General features: G+C 52.3%; 20 protein-coding genes. 12 read left to right on the forward strand and 8 right to left on the reverse strand.

Going from position 1 to position 20,485, the window contains the following annotated elements; translation table 11 throughout:
* The gene (locus tag IPN95_06835) at positions 1–378 is read right to left on the reverse strand and encodes a T9SS type A sorting domain-containing protein (protein ID MBK9449117.1); all 378 of its coding nucleotides are present in this window, start codon (positions 376–378) and stop codon (positions 1–3) included.
* Positions 344–2,644: an SBBP repeat-containing protein gene (locus tag IPN95_06840; GenBank protein ID MBK9449118.1), complete on the reverse strand. Its 2,301-nt coding sequence runs from the start codon at positions 2,642–2,644 to the stop codon at positions 344–346. The genes IPN95_06835 and IPN95_06840 overlap by 35 nt, the downstream gene beginning before the upstream one ends.
* 731 nt (positions 2,645–3,375) lie before the next feature.
* Here IPN95_06840 and IPN95_06845 point away from each other — a divergent pair.
* The 5 genes from IPN95_06845 (at position 3,376) to IPN95_06865 (ending at position 9,123) form a co-directional block, all read left to right on the forward strand.
* Positions 3,376–3,921 (forward strand): GNAT family N-acetyltransferase, encoded by a 546-nt coding sequence (locus tag IPN95_06845; protein MBK9449119.1) that lies wholly within the window; start codon positions 3,376–3,378, stop codon positions 3,919–3,921.
* Positions 3,918–4,457 carry a GNAT family N-acetyltransferase gene (locus IPN95_06850; GenBank protein ID MBK9449120.1) on the forward strand — a complete coding sequence of 180 codons (540 nt, stop codon included), beginning with the start codon at positions 3,918–3,920 and terminating at the stop codon, positions 4,455–4,457. Before IPN95_06845 ends, IPN95_06850 begins: the two co-directional genes overlap by 4 nt.
* Before the next feature lie 169 nt (positions 4,458–4,626).
* Positions 4,627–6,243 carry an amidinotransferase gene (locus IPN95_06855; GenBank protein ID MBK9449121.1) on the forward strand — a complete coding sequence of 539 codons (1,617 nt, stop codon included), beginning with the start codon at positions 4,627–4,629 and terminating at the stop codon, positions 6,241–6,243.
* 196 nt (positions 6,244–6,439) lie between these two features.
* Positions 6,440–8,713, forward strand: a complete 2,274-nt coding sequence (locus IPN95_06860; protein ID MBK9449122.1) for a hypothetical protein — start codon at positions 6,440–6,442, stop codon at positions 8,711–8,713.
* The gene (locus tag IPN95_06865) at positions 8,710–9,123 is read left to right on the forward strand and encodes a hypothetical protein (GenBank protein ID MBK9449123.1); all 414 of its coding nucleotides are present in this window, start codon (positions 8,710–8,712) and stop codon (positions 9,121–9,123) included. The genes IPN95_06860 and IPN95_06865 overlap by 4 nt, the downstream gene beginning before the upstream one ends.
* A 30-nt stretch (positions 9,124–9,153) precedes the next feature.
* On the opposite strand, the gene IPN95_06870 is transcribed toward IPN95_06865, so the two are convergent.
* A complete protein-coding gene (locus tag IPN95_06870; protein MBK9449124.1) occupies positions 9,154–9,876 on the reverse strand; it encodes a PorT family protein in 723 nt (240 codons plus the stop codon).
* Positions 9,873–10,793 (reverse strand): PCMD domain-containing protein, encoded by a 921-nt coding sequence (locus tag IPN95_06875; GenBank protein ID MBK9449125.1) that lies wholly within the window; start codon positions 10,791–10,793, stop codon positions 9,873–9,875. Before IPN95_06875 ends, IPN95_06870 begins: the two co-directional genes overlap by 4 nt.
* A 103-nt stretch (positions 10,794–10,896) precedes the next feature.
* Between IPN95_06875 and IPN95_06880 the strand changes: the two genes are divergently transcribed.
* Positions 10,897–11,976, forward strand: a complete 1,080-nt coding sequence (locus tag IPN95_06880) for an alkane 1-monooxygenase (GenBank protein ID MBK9449126.1) — start codon at positions 10,897–10,899, stop codon at positions 11,974–11,976.
* Entirely contained in the window at positions 11,969–12,718 is a 750-nt protein-coding gene (locus IPN95_06885; protein MBK9449127.1) for a hypothetical protein, read from the forward strand. The genes IPN95_06880 and IPN95_06885 overlap by 8 nt, the downstream gene beginning before the upstream one ends.
* Here the strand turns inward: IPN95_06885 and IPN95_06890 are convergent.
* Positions 12,711–13,412, reverse strand: coding sequence for a pyridoxamine 5'-phosphate oxidase family protein (locus tag IPN95_06890; GenBank protein ID MBK9449128.1), 702 nt, complete (start codon positions 13,410–13,412; stop codon positions 12,711–12,713). The genes IPN95_06885 and IPN95_06890 overlap by 8 nt on opposite strands.
* Positions 13,413–13,431: 19 nt before the next feature.
* Positions 13,432–14,346 (reverse strand): DUF72 domain-containing protein, encoded by a 915-nt coding sequence (locus IPN95_06895; GenBank protein MBK9449129.1) that lies wholly within the window; start codon positions 14,344–14,346, stop codon positions 13,432–13,434.
* 156 nt (positions 14,347–14,502) lie between these two features.
* On the opposite strand from IPN95_06895, the gene IPN95_06900 reads away from it, so the two are divergent.
* The 3 genes from IPN95_06900 (at position 14,503) to IPN95_06910 (ending at position 17,297) form a co-directional block, all read left to right on the forward strand.
* Complete coding sequence (locus IPN95_06900) at positions 14,503–15,459, forward strand: hypothetical protein (protein ID MBK9449130.1); 957 nt, start codon at positions 14,503–14,505, stop codon at positions 15,457–15,459.
* A 99-nt stretch (positions 15,460–15,558) separates the two neighbouring features.
* Complete coding sequence (locus IPN95_06905; GenBank protein MBK9449131.1) at positions 15,559–16,722, forward strand: amidohydrolase family protein; 1,164 nt, start codon at positions 15,559–15,561, stop codon at positions 16,720–16,722.
* Positions 16,713–17,297 (forward strand): DUF3109 family protein, encoded by a 585-nt coding sequence (locus IPN95_06910; GenBank protein MBK9449132.1) that lies wholly within the window; start codon positions 16,713–16,715, stop codon positions 17,295–17,297. Before IPN95_06905 ends, IPN95_06910 begins: the two co-directional genes overlap by 10 nt.
* Positions 17,298–17,309: 12 nt before the next feature.
* Here IPN95_06910 and IPN95_06915 read toward each other — a convergent pair whose 3' ends face one another.
* Together IPN95_06915 and IPN95_06920 are read right to left on the reverse strand one after the other, a co-directional pair.
* Positions 17,310–18,014 carry a hypothetical protein gene (locus tag IPN95_06915; protein ID MBK9449133.1) on the reverse strand — a complete coding sequence of 235 codons (705 nt, stop codon included), beginning with the start codon at positions 18,012–18,014 and terminating at the stop codon, positions 17,310–17,312.
* 360 nt (positions 18,015–18,374) lie between these two features.
* Positions 18,375–19,163, reverse strand: a complete 789-nt coding sequence (locus tag IPN95_06920; protein ID MBK9449134.1) for a tetratricopeptide repeat protein — start codon at positions 19,161–19,163, stop codon at positions 18,375–18,377.
* A gap of 201 nt (positions 19,164–19,364) precedes the next feature.
* Here IPN95_06920 and IPN95_06925 point away from each other — a divergent pair, with 201 nt between their 5' ends.
* Together IPN95_06925 and IPN95_06930 are read left to right on the forward strand one after the other, a co-directional pair.
* Complete coding sequence (locus IPN95_06925; protein ID MBK9449135.1) at positions 19,365–19,919, forward strand: sigma-70 family RNA polymerase sigma factor; 555 nt, start codon at positions 19,365–19,367, stop codon at positions 19,917–19,919.
* A complete protein-coding gene (locus tag IPN95_06930) occupies positions 19,920–20,420 on the forward strand; it encodes a hypothetical protein (protein MBK9449136.1) in 501 nt (166 codons plus the stop codon).
* Positions 20,421–20,485 lie beyond the last annotated feature (65 nt).

Genomic DNA, 20,485 nt, shown 5'->3' on the forward strand with positions numbered 1-20,485 from the left:
TTACCGAACCACCACCTTCAGATAGTCGTTTTTCCCAGCCGAATTCAATTGCAGCAGGTAAATGCCTTGTGGCAAATCCATGGTTGGACATTGGACGACTTGATTGGCCCCCAAACCGCGCAGTTCCTTTTCCCATAGTTGACGGCCTTGGAGGTCGAGCAACTTGACATTGATGATCGAGGGAATTGCTTTGTCGCTGCGGAAGGCAAATTGGCCATTGTTGGGATTCGGGAAAACCGTGAATCCAGGCAGTACCTGAACTTCATCAGATGCCGCGACCGGATTTTGAATCAAAACGGTGGCCGTCGGCGTGCGTACAGGGGCGTTGTAGTCAAAATAGATGTCAGCGAAGTTGTCGACTTGGCTTCCTGCAGTCAAGCCCAGGGACCGTTTTGATGCGGTACTTCGCAAAGCCCATGCTTCCGCCGGGGTTGGTAGCACTGTCGGGAAGCAAGATGTTTTCAAACCGCCAATGTGCGATGCCATTTGCCATCTGGAACGTGTAGGGATGGCTGGCATCGAGCAATTCCAAACTGGCAATGTCGAGGTTGGACTGCAGGGAGTCTTGGAGGCGCACGACATAAGCGGTATCATTCCCTGTATTTTGGAAGCGAATGGTATAGGTGAGCCAGATGCTGTTTTGGGCTTCGAGCGGGGTGAAAGGCCCTGCTGGAGAAACGAGTTTGTCATTGGGGTCAAAGCTCGTGCTGATCCAATCTGTGAGGGTGTCGAGGTTGTTGGTTTGGTTGGCGTCGCTGGCAAATGGTGTGATGTCGGCCATCACTTGTACTTGTTGACCAATAAAGTAGAAGGTGTCAGGCTGCATGCAAACGAGTATCGTTCTGGTTTCCCAAGGCAAAAGGTTGGAATAGTTCCATTTCAATGTATCGACAGAAACTGCGCTGTAATTCGGATTGGCGCTGACGAATGCAAATCGATTGGGATGCTCCAAGGAAACGGTTCCGGATGCTGTGTCGGTGCCGACATTTTGATAGGTCATTCGCAGCCAATAGTCCCTTCCCGGCCCTGGATTGTTGAGCGCCGTCAAGCTCACGCGCACATCCGTGATGCCTGGAATGGGTTCCAACAGGAAGTAGTTGGTGGTGTCATAAGAGGCCAAGGCAGAGAAGGTCGCGGTATGGGTACTTGGAACCAAGTTGTAATAGGAGGGCGGCGTCGGCAAATTCAATGTATAGGTGCCGGTATCTGCCGCAAAATCAAATTCGCCATCTGCATCGGTGATGCGCGTTTGCAGCGCGGGTGTGAGGTTGACCTGTCCGCCATTCCAAGGGAGGTCGGAGGCCTCATAAATCGAATTGTGGTTGTAGTCCATGGCCACGCGTCCGGAGACGTGGTTGGCATCTTCCAAAACCTTGAAAATGTAGCCGCCCGCCTGATTGTAGATCTGGCCTGCGATGTTGAACAGGGACATGCCTGCGGTGGTGCTGCCGACGACGTAGACACGGCCTTGGCCGTCGGTCGCTACATCAAGTGCCTTGTCCCAAGAGGACGAACCGCCGGTCACTGCCCATTGATAGGTGCCGTTGGCGCTGTATTTCGCGACGAAAAGGTCAAAAAATCCGAAGGAAGGCATCGAAGGTCCGCCAAAGCTCGCCCCCGAGGAATATTCTCCTGAGATATAATAATCCCCGTTCGGTTTGACAGCGATGGATTGACCGTCTTCGTTGCCTGGCGTGGCGATGATGCGGTGGTCGAGCAGGTTGCCATTGGCATCATAGTGCGCGATGATGATGTCGTTGAGGCCGACAACGGGATAAACATTGCCGCCGAAGTATAGCGTGTCGTAAAAATCGCCGACCAAAAATACGTCTCCATTTGCCGATGCGCCTACGTCGTACCAGACGTGGTAATCAGGGCCTTGCATGTCACGGCTCCATTGATAATTGCCAGCGGCGTCAAATTTGGCGACCCAGCAATTGTCGATGCCTTGGAGGGTGTCCGTTCCGAAAACGACCGACCCATCGTATTGTCCTACAAGATAATGGTCTCCGTTGGCAAGGACGGCAATGCCTCTTGCGCCATTGTAAGCAAACGGACCGCTATGGTTGTGTGCACGAAGGACTTGACCTTGTGGGGAAAACACCGCAACAAAAGCCGACGCAACACCTTCCTGAGGCAACGTCGTCGTTCCAATGGTAAGTGCGTTGCCCATCGAACCCGCGACATAGACATTTCCTTGCGCGTCAAAGCCGATGTTTTCGCCCGATTCCCCGCCGGGTGTTCCGCCGTGCACGGCCCACAACAAATTACCATTGGGCGCATATTTGACCAGATAGAAGTCACCATATTGATTCGCTGGGAAAACCGTTCCAGCCACTGTCATGCTGCTGCGCGAACCTCCCGTGATATAGACGAAACCCAAGGGGTCGACTCCCATACCGTAGACAATATCGGTGCTGCTGCCGCCAAATTTGCGGGCCCAGATCGGCGTGCCATTCACATCGTATTTTGCTATAAAGACATTCAGGCTGCCACTCGAATTGAGCGTGTCGTTGCCGATGATGAGTTGGCTTGAGAAATGACCGACCGCAATGGAATTTCCTTGGTCATCGGCATCCACTTGCACCACCTCTACATTGACGGGCGTGATGTTGGCCCAATGCAACGAATGCGATTGTGCCATGGCACAGAAGGACAAAAACAGAAAAAAGGCGGATGCTAAGAATTTTGACTTCATGTTCTTGGGTCGATAATGAACTGCAATTAAATCAAAACCAATCAATTGTCCTGCAATGTTGCTCGAACCGCCGATACAGCCCGCTCACACGTAAAGAATGGCGGGTGAATCGTTTGCGGGAATGTTAATGGATGGATTCATACTACCTTGCACAAGTTTGCGGGCCGTAAGCCGAAGCAGCTTTTAAAACCATTTCATTCGCAGAATATGACCGAAAACACCACCCTCCTTTACCGCCCGGTCGGGCCATTGGAACTCGAATTGATCGAGGCTTCGGGCTACTTCAGGCACTGCCCAAAATGATACTGAATACGATCTCAGGTTTTGTGACCCGATTTGCGATGACCGAACCCTTCTCGGTTTGAGGTGCAGACTGCACAATGAACCGGGCCCCGCCGAGGAAGGATACGATCCCATTTGATACGATAGCCGTACGATTGGGAAATTCAAATTCAAATTCAAATGCCAACGTCGCTGTCCAAAACAGGGGCGGGACGCTCCAATTTTCGAATGCTCAAAATGTGTCCATCCCAGGGGCAACTAGCGTTAATTTTCTTAATTTTGAGTTTCTGAAACAGCGTCCCGGGTGGTGACTTCAGATCAGCAGTACCAGCCTTGGCGACAATGCATCGTAAGCGTGAGCAATACCCCTATTTAAAACCTCGGAAGAATCAAAAATGGACAAGGAACTCTCTACAGATCAATTGCGCATCATCAATTGTGACTTGCAAGCCATTCAGATGGTGTTGGAAGGAAACGAAGTCCTGAGCATGTATTTTGCGATCCAAGTGCCGGCCGGTTGGACCGAATTTGGAGCGCCGATCTTCGAATACACTTTGGAGCGGCTGAAGTCAAACCCCGAAGATGCCGAATGGTGGTCTTGGCTACCTGTTTTGCGCGAAACCAATGAACTGGTTGGCAGCTGTGGTTTCAAAGGCAAGCCCAACGCCGCCGGCGAGGTCGAAATCGGCTACGAAATCGCAGCCGCACACCGTCAGAAGGGGCTCGGCACCGAAGCCGCACTCGCGTTGCGGGACCTCGCCTTCCGTTCGGCAGAAGTCAAAAAGGTCATCGCCCATACCCTCGCCGAGCAAAATCCCTCTACCCGCATCTTGGCGCACTGTGGCATGGTCAAAGTCGCAGACCTCATCGATCCGGATGAAGGCCCGGTTTGGCGCTGGGAGATTGACCGTGAAACCTACGAAAGGCAAGGACGCGCATGAATTATCCCCTTCGAATCGAAACCGCAAGGCTCTACACCCGAGCCTTGACGTTGCAAGACGCCGAGGCTTGGACACATTTTCTGGAAAATGCTGAAGCGACCCAATACTTCCCAAAGCTGCCGGTCACGCCTGCGGAGCGCGCCGAAATTTGGATCGAGAGTCAGCTGAAACGGTACAGCGAAGGGTCCTATGGACTTTTGGCATTGATCGACAAGGAATCCGGCGCATGGATTGGCCAATGCGGCCTGCTTGGCCAACAGGTCGATGGCACCGCAGAATTGGAAGTGGGTTACCATATCTTCCCGGAATTTTGGCTCCAAGGATATGCCACCGAAGCCGCGCGTGCATTTCGTGATCTCGGATTTCAACACAATTTGGCGCCCTCGATTGTCTCGATCATACATCGGGAAAATATTGGAAGTCAGGCCGTAGCCACCAACAATGGCATGAAACGCGAAAAAGCCTGCGAATTCAAGGACATGGAAGTCTTTGTCTATCGCATCTGGCGCGCAGAATGGGAAAAGTTGCAGGAATAACACCTGTTAAGGATCGTTTGATTGGTCCGGTGCTACGCGTTTCGGCCCTTCCAAAATGGCGGAATTTGCTTAAATTGCCCCGCATTTCGGGATGCAAGGCCAACGCGCCTGCGCTTCCTGAAGACAAAAACGGGATTAGTTCGACATTCTCTACTAAAGACGCTTCATCATGGATACCCAGTCGCAACCGACGCAGACCGTCAAGGATATTTTTGTGACCAATGAAGTCGGAAGACTTCGTAAGTTGCTCATTCACAGCCCGGATGGTGGCATCGGCAAGATCATCCCGAGCAAGTTTAATGCATGGCTCTATGACGATACCGTGCAGCTCATCCGCATGCAGAAGGAGTATGACCAGTATGTCAAAATTCTGCTTTGGTTCCTTGATCCGGAGGTGATGCAGCGCTACGAGAAGAAGGAATACGAAGACCGTCAAGACTTCTTCAAGCCGACAAGTCCGCACTTTCACAACAGCGAGCGCGTCGTCGAGGTGCAGCGGCTCATGGCCAATATACTGAAAGACAAGGATGTGCGCACCCGCATGATCGTGGCCGTATCCGCATTCGAAGGGCTCAACCGCGAAATCCAGGAAGAACTCGAGCAAATGGAGCCCGAGGATCTTGCCAAAACCTTCATCTCAGGCTTCATTTCTTATGAGCCCGAAGACGACGAACGCAAGCGCAAGACCAAACGCAAGGGGCAGAAGAAAATGAAATTCATTTTTCCGCCCGTTCCCAACTTCGTCTTTACCCGCGACATTGGCATCACCATCAAGGATCATATCCTTGTGAGCAAATTGGCTATGCCCGCGCGTAAGCGGGAGTCCTTGCTCATGAAATTTGTGACCTACTACGGACTACTCAAAGAGAATCGCAAGCGCATCATTGAAATTTCTGAAGACAGCGACTTCTTTTTGGAAGACGAAGACGTGCAGAAATACAAGCGCATCTCGATCGAAGGCGGGGACGTGATGATGATCAGCCCCAACCACTTGATCGTAGGTTGCAGCGAACGCACCACAGCAAGTGCTGTGGATGCCATCATCCACCGGATTTTTTCCATTGGTTGGGATGCCAACGGCGGTAAGTCGATCGACAAAAATCCCGATGCGCCGATTCCTTCCTTGGGAATCGAGAAAATTTCGGTGGTCAAGATCCCACAGGAACGCACGGTGATGCACATTGATACCATTTTCACACAAGTGAGTCGCCATGCCTGGGTGATGTTTGGCGAATACAGCGAAATCCACAAACGCAAACGTGGCGAGGAAAAGGTCGACTTCTCGGCAGGATTTTCAGATGCGCCCGAGGAACATACGACCAAGGTTATCCAATTCCGCAAGCCGGCAAGTGTTCCATACATGAAAAACGGCGAAGGCATCAGCGAGGAGCCGCTTCCAGGCTTGGAAACCTTGTTGCACCGCATCAGCATCGAGGATTTTGGCGTGAAACCGCAAGATGTGCGCGTGGTGTACAGCGGCGGCGGCAGCGATTACTTCCCCTTTGACGAGCGTGAGCAGTGGACCGATTCCTGCAACGTGTTGGCATTGAAGGAAGGTGTCGTTCTTGGCTACGACCGCAACGAGCGTACGGCAATTGAATTCGAAAATGTATTGGATTTTGATGTCATCGCAGCCGAGGATCTCCTGAAGCAATTTGAAAACGGCGAACTCAAGCCGCAGGATGTTACAGATACGCTGATCCTGTTGCCTTCGACGGAGTTGTCACGTGCACGCGGGGGTTCGCATTGTATGTCGATGCCGCTGCTGCGCGATGCGGGGTTTTGAGCCCAGCGATCCCGAAGACTTGAAAGCAAAGATTTACTGATTTCTCCCGAAGAAAGCTGGGGCTAATCCGCTGTTTTCTTTGGAAGTCTTGGAGTTCGGTGCCTGAAGGCAGTAGGAATCAGGAGGAATCCTGTCGCTCCCAAGGAAATCTGGCCAATTTTGATAAATTTGTAGGCATTGTTTGAATCGACTGCCTATGAAGACCGTGTCTACCCTGCACGTTGCCCTCTTTCTTGCCTTTTTGTGCTGTTTTTGGTCTGCGAATGCCCAAACGACCATCGCTTTTCAGGGTGGGGAGGGCACGCCGGCAGACAATTGGGCCTTTCAGGCAATCACAAATGCGGGCGGACCCATCGCTCCGGGAATCGTTGCGGCTTTGCCGCGCACAGGCTCGTTTGCCATCCGCGCTGGCGGTGGCAACACCGCAGGTTGCTCCTCGGGCGCGAATTGTATTGCTGGCGGCGGATCCACCGGATGCCCTATGCACGGCAATACGATTCAATTCAATCCGGTAAATGTGGCCTGCCTCGACAACGTGCAACTCACCGTTCACCATCGTAGCCATACCTTTTGCTCGGGAAGTGGTTGGGACGGATCTGACAGTCTCAAATTTGAGGTTCGGCTCAATGGCGGCGCATGGACGACCATCACTGCGATGATCGCGCTCGGAGACTATGCGTGGACGTACGCCACCAATCCTGTCGGGATTCCCGCGGCCATGCCCAATCCTTGGGTGTACACTGTTCCTCCCGGAACCAACACGTTCGAGTTTCGGGTCCGCGCACGCGTCAATCGGTCGGATGAAGTCTTTTATCTGGACGATGTATCCCTTACGACGACGACACTGGGCTACAATTTCCCCGGAACCGCCGGCCTCTGGAATGGACTTGTTGACGACAACTGGTTCAACCCTTGCAACTGGGATGATCGACAGGTGCCAACAGCGGCGACCAATGTCACCTTCCCAACCGGCAGCAACAATGACATCGTCATCCAAGCCGGGCAAAATTGCCAATGCAACGACATTCTCTGTTCCGGTGCCGCAGGTCATTCGATCAAAGCCGAAGGCAATCCCTTGAAGATGCTCACCGTTTTTGGGAACCTGACGAATGCAACGACAGCAGGCAGCTTGGTGCTCGATTTCAGTGATGCCATTCCCGGCACGCCGGACGGCACCCTCAACTTGCACGGAAACTGGACCAACAATTCCAGCTCAGGAGATTTTGTCGAGGGCGAAAGCACCGTCAATTTCCTCGGAGCGGCCAATCAAACCATTACGCTTGGAACGATTCAGCCGACAGAGGACTTTTTCAATGTTGTGGTGAATAAACCGGGCGGAGACGTGGTCCTTGCGAAAAGCATTCAAGTCGGGGGTGTTTTGAATCTCACAAATGGCAAGGTCACCACCGCAGCCAATGCCACGATCGTTGCCAATCCTTTGCCGGGAGCAGTGATCAATCACAGCACAGCCTCTTATGTGAATGGGAATTTGGTGCGCGCTATTCAGACAGGTCCAGGAACCCGCACTTATGATTACCCGCTGGGGACAGCGGCGTTTTACGAATTGGCGACGCTGAGCCTCACCAATCCTTCAGGATTTACCGTGATCGGAGGATTTTTCAATCCGTTGATCGGCGGGGCCGCTCCGAGCATCGTGGAGGCGGGGGATCTTTATGACCAAATTTTGAACGCCGGCGTTTGGACTTTGGCGCCAGACTTGCCGTTTGTCGGTTCCTACGACATTACCTTGCATGAGCGGGGCTACACCAACGGCGGTGCGACAAAATACATCAACGTCAAGCGGCCCGATGCCCTCGGAATTTGGGCCAATCCCGGCACGCATGCCGGATTTACTGAAATCGTGGGCGAGGTAACCTGTTCGCGGACCGGTCTCGCTGCATTCAGCGACTTTGCGATTGCGCTTCACAACCTGCCCTTACAAGAGGGCGATGTGAAAATGCAGGCGACACCGGTGGGTGAGACCACAGTGGACATCGACTGGACCTGGGATTCAGCAGACATGAATGGCGAATTTGAACTCCTGCGTAGGGTGGGTGACGATGAATTCTCGCTTGGAAATTGGCCCATTGGAACTAATTCCGCCCTTTCTACGCAAGATTTCAATGCCCCTGCAGGACTCATTCGGTACGAATTGTACCATACGGATGTGAACGGCAACCGCGCGCGCGTGGCGACCGACGAGGTTTGGAATTCTTTGACAGGGGAAACCGAACCCAAACTTTGGCCCAACCCCAACGACGGGGAAGTGCATTTGCAGCTTGTCGACGTCGAAAATTGCCAAGTGCAATTGATCGGAATCTATGGAGATTTGATTGCCGAATGGAAAGGCACAGCCGCCGAGGTACAAAGTCGATTCGAAGAATCGGTTCCAAACTTGGTTTCCGGCGTGTACTTTGTGAAATGCATCACTGCCGGAAAACCTTTCATTTTAAGAATGGTGAGGCAGTGAGCCGGATCCTCATCCCAATCGTCTCGATTTTTGTTTTGCATTTCCTCTGCAGCGGCAGTCTTGTTGGTCAATCGGCAGTTTCTGCCGTCCCTAAATCCCATCACTACCGTTGGAAGCTGAGTTTTCGTGAAAAGAAGCTGCAATTTGATCCTCAAAAGACGGTCTATTCTTCCCGCATTCGGGTTGGAAGGCAATTTGTCGCCGAATTCGAAACACGGAACAATGAATGGGTGGAGTTCGACTTTGTTCCTGACGATTTTGATCGTGGAGCATTTTGGATCCAAGGATACGTCGATGAAAAGGAAAACGGGAAGTACCGTATCCTTTTCCGTGGCTACAATAAGCGGCACATTTCAAGATGGCCACGCAAGCGAAAGATTCGCATCAAGCTTTATTCAACCGAAATTTGATCCCATCCGACTTGTTTTCCCTCTTTTCCTTCAAAACCACCATCCCACACCGATGTAAAACTGGGTATGGTACAAGGGCACTTCGTCCAAGCCTTGGCTGGCAAAAAAGCCCTTTCGGTAGAGGCTCCTGATGCTGCGTTGCGCCAGGAATTCAATGAAGGGTCCTCGTTCCCATTGGTAGCGACCACCAAGGGTAACGCCAAAATCGATTCGCTGGATTTCCTGGATGTTGTCGAATGTGGTGGTCGTGTCTGGAAAGACTTGGCCGTTTCCGATTTGGATTTGGATATCGCCTTTGTCGCTGCCCCCGAGCAAAGCACTCGCGTAAACGCCACCTTGAACCCACATGCGCTTGGTGGCGCGCCATTCGGCTAAAATGGGCAGGTCAAGGTAGTGCAGGGACATTTTGCCGTTGACATCGGCATAGTAGAAGGTGGGAACGGTGTCGACGACACCCGGAAAAATCTCCAACGGCATCAGCGTATCGTTGCGGTAGAGCTGCTGATAGGTCGCGCCCTTGTACGCGTACGAAAGTCCAGCCTGAATGCGCCAACGCTCGGCAAGACTATATTCTACAAAACCGCCGACCGACGGGCCCACGGCCAATTTTCCGCCGCTGCTGTCAGGATTGGACTTCGCCGGAATTGGTCCGCCGAGCATCACTCCGCCACGTACTCCCCAATGCCAAGGCGATTGTGCCCACAAACCCGTGGTCAACAGCAAGAAGCCAAGTGCGATCCACACGCTTTTCATGGGCGAAAACAGGCGATTTTTTGACGAAGCCGCACGTTGGTTCCCTGCCGGATTTCGACCAGATAGATTCCGTTGGCATGGTCCAAGTCGATGTTTTGATCACCGCTGTGCAGCGTTTGGCTGAGTAAATGCTTGCCTTGCAGGTCGTAAAGATGCAATTCCGAGGCGGCTCCCGACGCTGGCAGATGGACTGCGAGCTGATTTCCCAAAACTTGAACCGACGGCTTCGCAGTCAATGTCGATTCCGCATTTCCTGTCGCATAATCAAGCCGCACATCGTCAATCCACAACTTGCTGCCGACTTGGCCATTGAAATTCTGCCCATCGCCGCTCGAAACCAAAGCCACGAGGATGCTGTCGGGCGTGATGCCTGTCTGGAAATAGGTGAAGGGTAGGTCAAATTCGGTCCAATTGGGATAGGCGGCTGTCACGACCCACGCGGCTTGGGCAAGCGTGTCGCGCTTCTGCAGGGAAGTGTTCCAACGCGTGAGCAGGGCCGCCAAACCTGCGCTGTCGCCCGAGACCGGGCTGTACTTGAACCATCCCTGAAATGCATTCGGCAAGTCGGTAAAGGGTTGCCCTTGCACCAGAAAGTTGGGGTTTTGAATGTCAAATTCGCCGGAAACCAACAATCCTGGAATCGTAAGCGTGCCCCATTGTTTTGTTGTGAGCACCGCAGCGTAGCTGCCGCCATGCGCATCCGTGGTTTTCTCCACTGTCTCGGGTCCGCCGATCGAGTTGAGCGTGTTCAGCGTCGTCCACCATCCGCTGCTAGGTTCTTCGTAGCCGGTAAAGGGCGGGGCGGTCCAAGCCTCGAAATCCCCGTTGGGAATTTGCCCTTGGGCGAATGCTGCATTCGTAGCCAACAACCCGAAAAGCAGCCACACAATTCTTGGAAACGGGGAGTTTTGTTTCATAATGATAAATTTACCAAACCTTTTGATAGCACCCCAATTTGACATGGAAGTCCATCGCGAATTTACATATCTTGCTTATTGAAACAATGTTGCCAAGATTTCCATGAAGCATTTACGTGCCTTCAAATATGCATTCGTATTGACTGGCGTTGCCGCTGGGTTGATATCCATTTTGGGTCCGGGCATTTGGAGTTATTGCCTGCCGATCTATGCCTTTGGGCTGATTCCATTGCTGGAATTGCTCATCAAACCTGATCCGCACAACATTGAAGGTGCCGAAATGGAGATGGTCAAGCAGGATCGCGTCTACGATTTCCTTTTGTACATGATCGTCCCGGTGCAAGTCGGGATGATCGTAATGTTGAGCTGGAAATTGAGTCAGCCGGGGTTGACCGTCGCAGAAATCGTCGGCAAAATCTGGGCAACCGGTATCGGTTGCGGTGTCTTGGGCATCAATGTCGCCCACGAATTGGGCCACCGCAGCACTTGGTATGAGCAATGGATGGCCAAAATCTTGTTGCTCACATCCTTATATATGCATTTCTTCATCGAGCACAACCGCGGGCATCACAAGCATGTGTCTACGCCCGAGGATCCCGCGAGCGCAAGACGCGGCGAATGGCTGTTTACCTTTTGGTTTCGCTCTGTTTGGGGATCCTATTGGAGCGCCTGGGAAATCGAAAACAAACGCGTGCAGAAGCTGGGCAAGCCCATTCTGTCCCTTTCCAATGAAATGGTGGTCTATCACCTGCTGCAATCCGCCGCCCTTGCCGCGATCGCTTTTGCCTTCGGATGGCAGGTGATGTTGTATTTTGTTGCCGCCGCAGTCAGCGGCTTCCTCCTCCTCGAAACCGTCAATTACATCGAGCATTACGGCCTGCAAAGGAAGAAAATGGCCAATGGAAGCTACGAATCCGTTTTGCCGGAGCATAGTTGGAATTCGGACCATCTTTTTGGGCGTCTTCTGCTCTTCGAATTGAGTCGCCACAGCGACCACCATTACCGGGCAGGACGCAAATACCAAACCTTGCGCCACATGGCAGGCAGCCCGCAAATGCCGACGGGGTATCCCGGCATGCTGGTCCTCGCTGTTTTTCCGCCGCTTTGGTTTTGGGTCATGCACCGGGAAATCGATCGGTACAGCAAAGGCGACGTCAATGCAAGTCAATTGGCAAATGCCTAGGATTCGATTCATTTGCCTTCCTGCCCGAATTGCGTACTTTTACCCGACGATGCGTTGGCTCAAGATACTTGTATTGTTTGCTGGATTGCTCCTGACCTTTCAAAATGAGGTCAATGCGCAACTTTTTGCAGGCTACAATGCAGGACCGATCCTAGGCCGCACGCTTGATGCAGGCCTGCTTTATTATCCCAAAAACGAAGATTGGATCGCCGTTTCCTTTAGCGGTGGCTATACCTTCCACGGCCCCATGTACTTTGCCCGCCGGGAAGCCGAATGCCTCAAGCAATTCAAAAATGGCGGATGGCACATGCGTTTGGGTCTACGCAACGGTCTGACCACCGACCATCATGCCAACCATCCTTGGTGGGGCTTGGATTTGGTCTACAGCCGGCAAAACGAAAGTGCACGGATCAATACCTGTGATGCGGCGACGGCGCCGCCCGTTACCGTTTCCCAAAGCGTCAATGTCATGAGCGCCGCGCTTAATCTCGGTTATACCTGGAATCCGCTGCGCAAAAAGACCATTTTCCAGCGGTTTGTAGTAGACTTTGGCCTTCGATTCGGTTATTCCTTCTGGAGCAGCGCGCCCCTTCTCGGCGAACGGGACTACGTTTCAGGCCTGGGATTCAGTTGGTTCCCCATTCGAAAGGTGACCTTGGAGCCCATCGCGGTCTTCCGTTGGGAATTGTTTCATGACCGATATGGCTACCACAAAGCCCGAACCGTCAAACGGTTCAAGTGAGGTCAAAGTCCTTGTCCTTTGAAAGAAAAGGGGACTCCTGAAATTGTTTAATGCTTTCCGGAAGCGGAATGTCCCCGCGGAGATCATTCGCACGAATCGGATCTCCCATTTGTGCATAGATCGGCAAGAGTCCAGCCCAGAAATCGAGGGTTTTGTCTGCCGGATCGTCTTTGGCACCATGCGCCCTGACTTTTGCTGCCCCTTCCTTGATTTCCAATGCCAAAACCGTTGTTGCCTTCAGTTCGCCAGCACTTGGTGGCCGGCATTCTTCCCAGCGACCCGGCAATACATGGTCACTGATGATCCGAAGCGCATCATTTTTGGCTGCATCGCCTTCTATCAGAATGGGTTTTCCGTACAGGATGACGCTGCGGTAGTTGGCGCTGTGATGAAAGGCCGACCTTGCCAACACCATTGCATCCAGGATGGAAACGCAAAAGCAAATTTCCGGACCTTCGGTGGCAGCATGCAGCATACGGCTCAAAGCCGAACCATGAAACAATACCCGATCCCCATCGCGGCCATAAAGCGTCGGGATCACATGCGGCCGCCCCTCGTGCACGAAGGCGATATGGCACATGACTTGCGCGTCCAAAATGCGGTCGACAAGATCACGGTCGTAGTGGCCCCTGTCACTGAGCCTTTTGACGGCGCTGCGGTCGCTGCGAATGGAGTCTGCGGATGAATTTTCCATAGGATTCGAAGGAAGTAGTTTAAAACAAGGTGCCTTGAATGGCAGTATCGATCGGTTTTGGCAAGGCTATGTCGAGCATCAAGGACTTGTTCAAAGCCTTGATCCAATAAGCAGTGAATTCGGGTACTTGCTCTACCTCGGGTTGATGGATAAAAATATAAGCTTCCCTGAGCCCCTTTTCGCACCATTCTCCGATGCGGGTTATCCACGCGTCGGTTCTGGAATAGTCGGTCGGGTGGAGGCCATTGCCCACAAAACGCAACATCAAAACCGGGGTGGTCAATTGCATGTGCAAAACGTCACGCCGGCCGGCCACATCGGTGATCACCGTCCCATGTCCTGCCGCCTCCAATGCATCGAATCCCCGTTCGGCGATGCCATTTCCCTCCCCAAACCAGTCCGGATGGCGCAGTTCCCAATGCAGACGCTGCTCGTCGGGCCACATTTTCAGGTAGTCCCGAATCAAATCGAGGTCTTTGGGGCCATGATGGTCAGGAAGTTGAATGAACGAAGGCCCAAGCCTTTCACCAAGACCTGCCATGACTTCCGCAAAACGAAGGGTGGGTTCCTCGGCGCGCAAGCGCGCACGATGGCTGATTTGTTGCGGGACCTTCGGGCAAAAGACAAATCCCGCCGCTGCCTGCATCCGCCACCTGTCCACCATCTCCGCATCCGGAATACGGTAATGGGTCATGTTAAATTCAATCGTGTTGAATTGTCGGGTGTAATGTGTCAGGAAATCGATCGGCTTGGTCCTCGCAGGGTACCATTTTCCCAACCATTCCTTGTTGCCCCATCCCGTTGCCCCAATGTAGATGCGCGGTTGACTGTCAGCGTATTTGGCTGTAGCGGCCAGCACCCGCGAAGTCCTTTCGTGGTCTGAAGGCAAGGTAAAATCCACCCGGCTGATGTCTGGCAACTTCCCGAAATTCATGCCTTCGAAGTTCCAATTTTTCACAGTGGGCAGCATGATCCGCCGAAAAAAAAGACCCTCATGGAAATAAACTTTTTGTGGATTTCTTTTCAGGAATGAAAAAAATGCTATTTTTAGGTTCGGGAGTGCATCTATGCGGTCCCTCCGCTACAGAAAATGAAAAACAGAATGATCGTTAGCTTTGGAAGGTTTGTCCTCGGCACCGCTTTGTTCGTAGGTTTCTTGCACACCACTACGATGGCGCAAACGGTTTCGGCCTCCAGCGTACCCGCAAATACCGTGAAGGCATTTCAAGCCTCTTCGGGAGGAGCCGCCGCAACGTGGATGGCCGGGCCCAATCGCAGTCACGAAGCGACTTTTGTCAAGGAAGGCCAGAAAATGGTCTATGTCTATGATCAGGAAGGTCAGCTACAGCAAAAGAAGATTGTCTCAACCGTGGGTGCTTTTCCTGCTACTGTAAATTCCGCAGTGGCCGCGGCCTATCCCAAGGGCAATGTCGAGTATGCTTATAAAGTTGTAAACCGCACCAATCAGAAATACTACGAAGTGCAGGTCGCCAATGCCGCAGGTGTTGAGCGTATGCGCTTTGATTTGGAAGGCAAGCCCATCGGCAAGACCAGTCTTGCAGCTGCGCAACCTGCCGGTGCTCAACCTGTGGCAACCCAGCCCGTTGCTGTGAAGCAACCAACCCCAGCTCCGCAGCCTGCTGTGACCAAACCAGCTCCTGCTGTGGTCGCAACCAAGCCGGCAACGCCTGCTGTGGCTGTTCAGCCCGCGCCTTCCAAGCCGGTGGCACAACCATCGCCAGCCGTGTCCAAGCCAGTCGCCGCCGCGCAGCCTGCGACACCCAAGCCTTCGCAGCCGATGGCCATGCGCGGTGAAAGCGCAACCACTAAAACCACCACAGTGGTCAAAGACGACTTGTTGGAAGATGACATGGATGATCTTTTGGAGGACGACGGCGACATGGACGACCTCTTCCAAGAAGATGATTCTTGGGATGATATCGACCTTGGCGATGACTTTGAAGACGATTCTGACCTGCTCGATGGCGGCGATGATCTCGACGATGCCATCGACATCGATGAAGACCTCGACGACGACGATCTCTGATCCGTCATAGAAAATACAGCCACCCACGTGGCCAAATCCCGTCCTCAAGGCGGGATTTTTGTTTCGGGTTCCGATGAGAGGTTTTCCTATCTTTGGCCCATGCTCAAATTGGCTTCAAATTGGCTGTTTACCGGCACGGAATTACTTCCTGACCACACCGTGGTTTTGGACGCGGCTGGCAAAGTTCAAGCGATTGAAGCCGGAATTGCTGCCGATGCAAAATGGAAGGATGGCCTGATTTGCCCAGCCTTCGTCAATGCGCATTGTCACTTGGAGTTGAGCCATCTCAAGGGACAAATTCCGCGGCATACCGGAATGGCGGGCTTCGTACGGACCCTGCAACCCTTGCGTGACAAATTTTCAGAAGACGAAAAGGTTGCAGCGATGCATGCCGCGATGCAGGAAATGCACCAAGGAGGAATTGCCGCGATCGGTGACATCTGCAATGGTGTGACCTCGCTTCAAGTCAAACAGGCACATCCCGATTTTCTCTTCCACAACTTCATCGAATTGTTTGGGTTGAATCCGGCGATGGCGGAGGAAATTTTCATGCGCGGGCTGGAACTGCTCCGCGAATTTGGCCGGCATACTTCCATCACCTTGCATGCGCCTTATTCGATGTCTGTCGCCTTGCGCGACAAACTGTTGGAGTATGCCCGTCGGCGGGAATGGCCACAAAGCATCCACATGCTCGAATCCGAAGAGGAACGGCAGTTGTTTGAGGACCTTGAAGGGCCCTTGATGGCATTCATCCGCGACATTGGCGCTGTTTTTCAGGCACATACCTACAGATCTGTCGTCGACTTTGTGACGGAGTCACTGCCGCACAACTGCAATGTTTTGCTGGTACACAACACCGAAATGACCTCCCCTGAACTCGATTTCATTGCCAAAGGCTGGCCACGAAGTTATTTCGTCCTTTGCCCGGAGGCGAATCGCTACATTCATGGAACGCTGCCCGATGCGCCGACCTTCGCTGCTTACCCCGACCGGATTTGTTTGGGTACGGATAGCTTGGCAGGCAATGACCGCTTGTCGATCTTGTCGGAAATGCATGCTTTGCAGTCGGCATTTCCTCTTCCTTCGGAGCTGTTGCTGCGTTGGGCTACCCTCAATGGTGCAAAGGCTTTGGCGCTGGATGTCAGTCGATTCGAAGTTGTTCCAGGTAGCCATCCAATTTTAATCAATATCCCTGAATTCATCGGCGCGGAACCGTTGTTGCCCGCCCAATCCAACCTCCAATTTCTCAAGACATGTTCATAATCGATGACAAACTGGTGAGCGAAGACTTGCTGCGTGTACATTTTGTATGCGACCTCGATGCCTGCAAGGGAGCCTGTTGTGTCGAGGGCGATCTCGGCGCACCGCTTGACGCCGATGAACTCCCGATTCTGGATGAGATTTATCCGGCGGTGCAACCCTACCTCAGCGAAAAATCGCAGCAGGCAATCGCCCAACAAGGGAAATACGTCGTGGATGAAGATGGCTTTGCCTCGACCACCTTGGTCAACGGCAAGGAATGCGCTTATGTGGTTTTCAAAGAAGGAATGGCGCTTTGCGGCATCGAAATGGCCCACAAGGATGGAAAGATTCCGTTTTTGAAACCCATTTCCTGCCATTTGTATCCCGTGCGGCTGAAAGACATGGCCTTGATGGAGATGGAAGCGATCAATTACGACCGATGGGACATTTGTAATGCCGCATGCAAGCTTGGAAGGCAGCTCAAGATGCCGGTGTACAAATTCTTGAAGGGTCCACTGACGCGTAAATTCGGCGAGGATTTTTATGCCAAAATGTGCGAGACCTTTGAGGCTTACGAGGCTGCCGAAAAAGAATGAGCCGTATGCGGATCAGTTGCGGTCGCGGCCACGGATACTCCCGTTGGTGACTGCATTGGGGTCAAAGGTCACGTAAAGTGTGAGCATCAAGCTTTGCATTTTGTCTTTTCCTTTGCGCAAGCCGATTTGACCCACATTGTCCAAGTAGTCAGATGTGGTTGGGCGGTAGGTGTATTCGAGGCCAAGGAGCAATATCGGATGAACGGGGACTTCAATGCCGGCACTCAAAGGAAATGCTGCAGTCATGGAGCCATAGGTTTCGCCTTCGTTGCGGGTTGCAAAATTGTCGATCAAATTGTTGCCTTCGCCGTCTTTGGGTGAATACCCCAACATACCTACACCTGCACTGATGTGCGGATGCACGGGTGCCTCACGCAGGAACCTTGCCTTCAAACGCAGGTCGAGGAAAAAAAAGGGAGTCTGCACGAATGTATTGGGTTGTACACCCTCCACCGGTTCCAAATCGCGATCCTGCGCCACAATTCGGCCAAAACCGACATTCAGTTGGGGCGAAAGCAATTTTTGGGAGGCGAATTGCAGCGAAAGGGCAGCGCCCGGTGAGAATCGTTCCCAAGAACCGCCCGTGCTGTTCAAGTCCCCGACATAAGTTGTGCCCTGCAATCCCATTCCCAGCCGCAATGGACTTTGCGGACCTTGCTGCGCCGACAGCAAGGCCATCATGCACATCATCACGGTGAGACTGATCAGCTTTTTCATTGATTCAAATATAAGGGTTCATCGGTCAGAAATGAAGTGCAAATCACTGCCCCTCCTTGAAATTCCTTCAGAAGACCAACCACTCCAACAAACCATAGATCGCAGCCGCGGCCAGAAAAATGAAGATATAGACAAACTCTTGGGCAAATCGCGGTTTTTTCTCGCGTTGCTCATCGTCTTCGGAAGGATCCATCAAACCCATAGTGCATACATTTTGGGATGTTTTAAGCCCAAGAATGGACAAATTTAGCCTTTCTCCATTCTTCATCCATTCGAATTTCTAAACCAAATCAGCGAATACTGCCTTTTTGAATTTCGAGTTACAAATCAGGTCCAATTCAACGGCTGACATTGAGGTGCTTAGTCCTTCGTTTTGCAGTTTTTCTCCCAGTAAGCACGGGCTTCCAGGTCACCCAATTCCGACGCCTGCAAAAAGTCGGCACAGGAGCCTGATTTGTCTTTCAAGTGCATTTTGGCAGCACCACGAAAGCGATAGGCCTCCGCAAAACCTGGATTCAGTCGAATCGACGTGCTGTATGCGGCAACGGCATCTGCAATGCGGTCCAGTTTTGCCAAGGCATGCCCCCTCAAAAAGTACATTTCGGGATGGTGGGGATTGAGCCGGATGGCCGCATCGTAATCGGCCAATGCCTTTTCAAATTCCCCCAACGTAGCAAACACGCCTGCACGATCCATCAAATATCCTGGCGCATTCACCTCCAAACCAATACATTTTCCAAGATCACGCAAGGCGGGATAATAATCCTTTTGCTCGATGAAGGTCAATGCACGGTTGTACCAAGCCGCGACAAATTCGGGAAAAATGCGAATCGCCTCTCCATAAGCCAACAAGGCGCCTTTGCGGTCGCCCAATTTCACCAGGCAATTGCCTCTCAGCAGGTAATTGTCGGGGTCTTCGGGCAACAAGGCGATGGCCAAATCCACATCGGCCAATGCTGCGGGATGGTCACCGAGCGCTCGCAATGAAAGCGCACGTGCATGCAGGAGGTCCGCATTGTCAGGGAGCAGGCCGATGGCGCGACCAAGGTCATGGACAGCCGTTTTGTGGTCACCGACCTCTGCAGCAATGATGCCGCGGTTGTACCAAGCCGTCGCATTGCTCGGTTGCTGTTGCAAAACCAAACTCAAATCCTGCAATGCAGCTTCGATTTGTCCTGCTTCATAAGCGGTCCAAAGCCCTTTGCTGCAGTTCTGTGACTGAAATCATGGCGCAAAGGTAGGGATTCCAATTTTATTGGCCCCAATTGCCTCCCGCGCAACAATTGGCGGAATGAGAATTTTGGTCCGTCGATTGGGTTACATTTCCTAAATTGTGGCATTCAACCCAACATGAAGGGCGCACCCACAGAACAAGAATTGCTGCAAGGCCTCCGATTAGGGCAGCCTGATGCTTTCAAGCGCCTTTATCAGCAGCATTATCCTATGGTGCGGTATTTGGTGGTGCAAAATTCGGGTTCCAATGAAGAGGCAGACGATGTCTTTCAAGATGGATTGTTGGTGTTGATCGGAAAACTGCGTTTACCCGAATTCCATTTGACTGCCTCCCTGAAGACTTATCTATATTCGGTGTGCAGGAATTTGTGGTTGAAGCGGTTGAAGGACAAGGGAAAGACCAAGTTGATCGATTTCGAAACGCCCGTTGAAGTTGTGGAAGATTCGCCGGAGGAATCCAATGAACCCATCCTTCAGAATTTGCGGGATTGCCTGGAAACGATTGGCGATTCCTGCCGCAAAATTCTGGAGCGATTCTATTATTTTAAGATGAGTATGGAAGAAATCGCTGCCGAATTGGGCTACACCAATGCGGAGAATGTGAAAAATCAGAAGTACAAATGCATTTTGCGTTTGCGTAAGCTCATGGTTGAGAAAGGGAATCAGCAGTAGATGGAATTGCAGGAACAAGATATCGTCCTGTTGGAAGCCTATCTCGCCGGAGAGTTGGAAGGGGAGGCTTTGCTTGATTGTGAAGCGCGATTGAAGCGCGAGCCGGAGCTTGCCGAGACCTTGGCGATGCTGCGCGCGATGCATACCGCCACGGCCCAAACGGCCAAGGTTGGACTGCAACAAGAAATGAAAGCTGCCAAAGCAGCGGCCCTTGCCGCAGGGATGGATACCTATACGCCATCCGTCAATGCGCCCAAAACCAGGAGTTTTCTCGGCAGTTTGATGCGTTTCCTGATCAAACTCGGCATCACTCTCGGTATCGGCTGGGCGGTATGGAAATTTGTGCTGCATGAAAAATGGCCGCCACAAATCGGGCAGACGACAATAAAAGTGGATTCAAGCACCACAAAAACGAGTACCAAAACCATCAGACGAGATACGATTCGCTCAAGCAAACGGGTGCCCAAGCAAAATGGGACACCCTCCGAAATACTTAAATAAGGGTCTTTCCTCGTTTCCTCCGTCACCACAAGCGATGGAGTTGCAGATTTTGTTGGGCTCATACA

The sequence above is a fragment of the Bacteroidota bacterium genome (assembly GCA_016718825.1).
GTDB lineage: Bacteria > Bacteroidota > Bacteroidia > J057 > JADKCL01 > JADKCL01.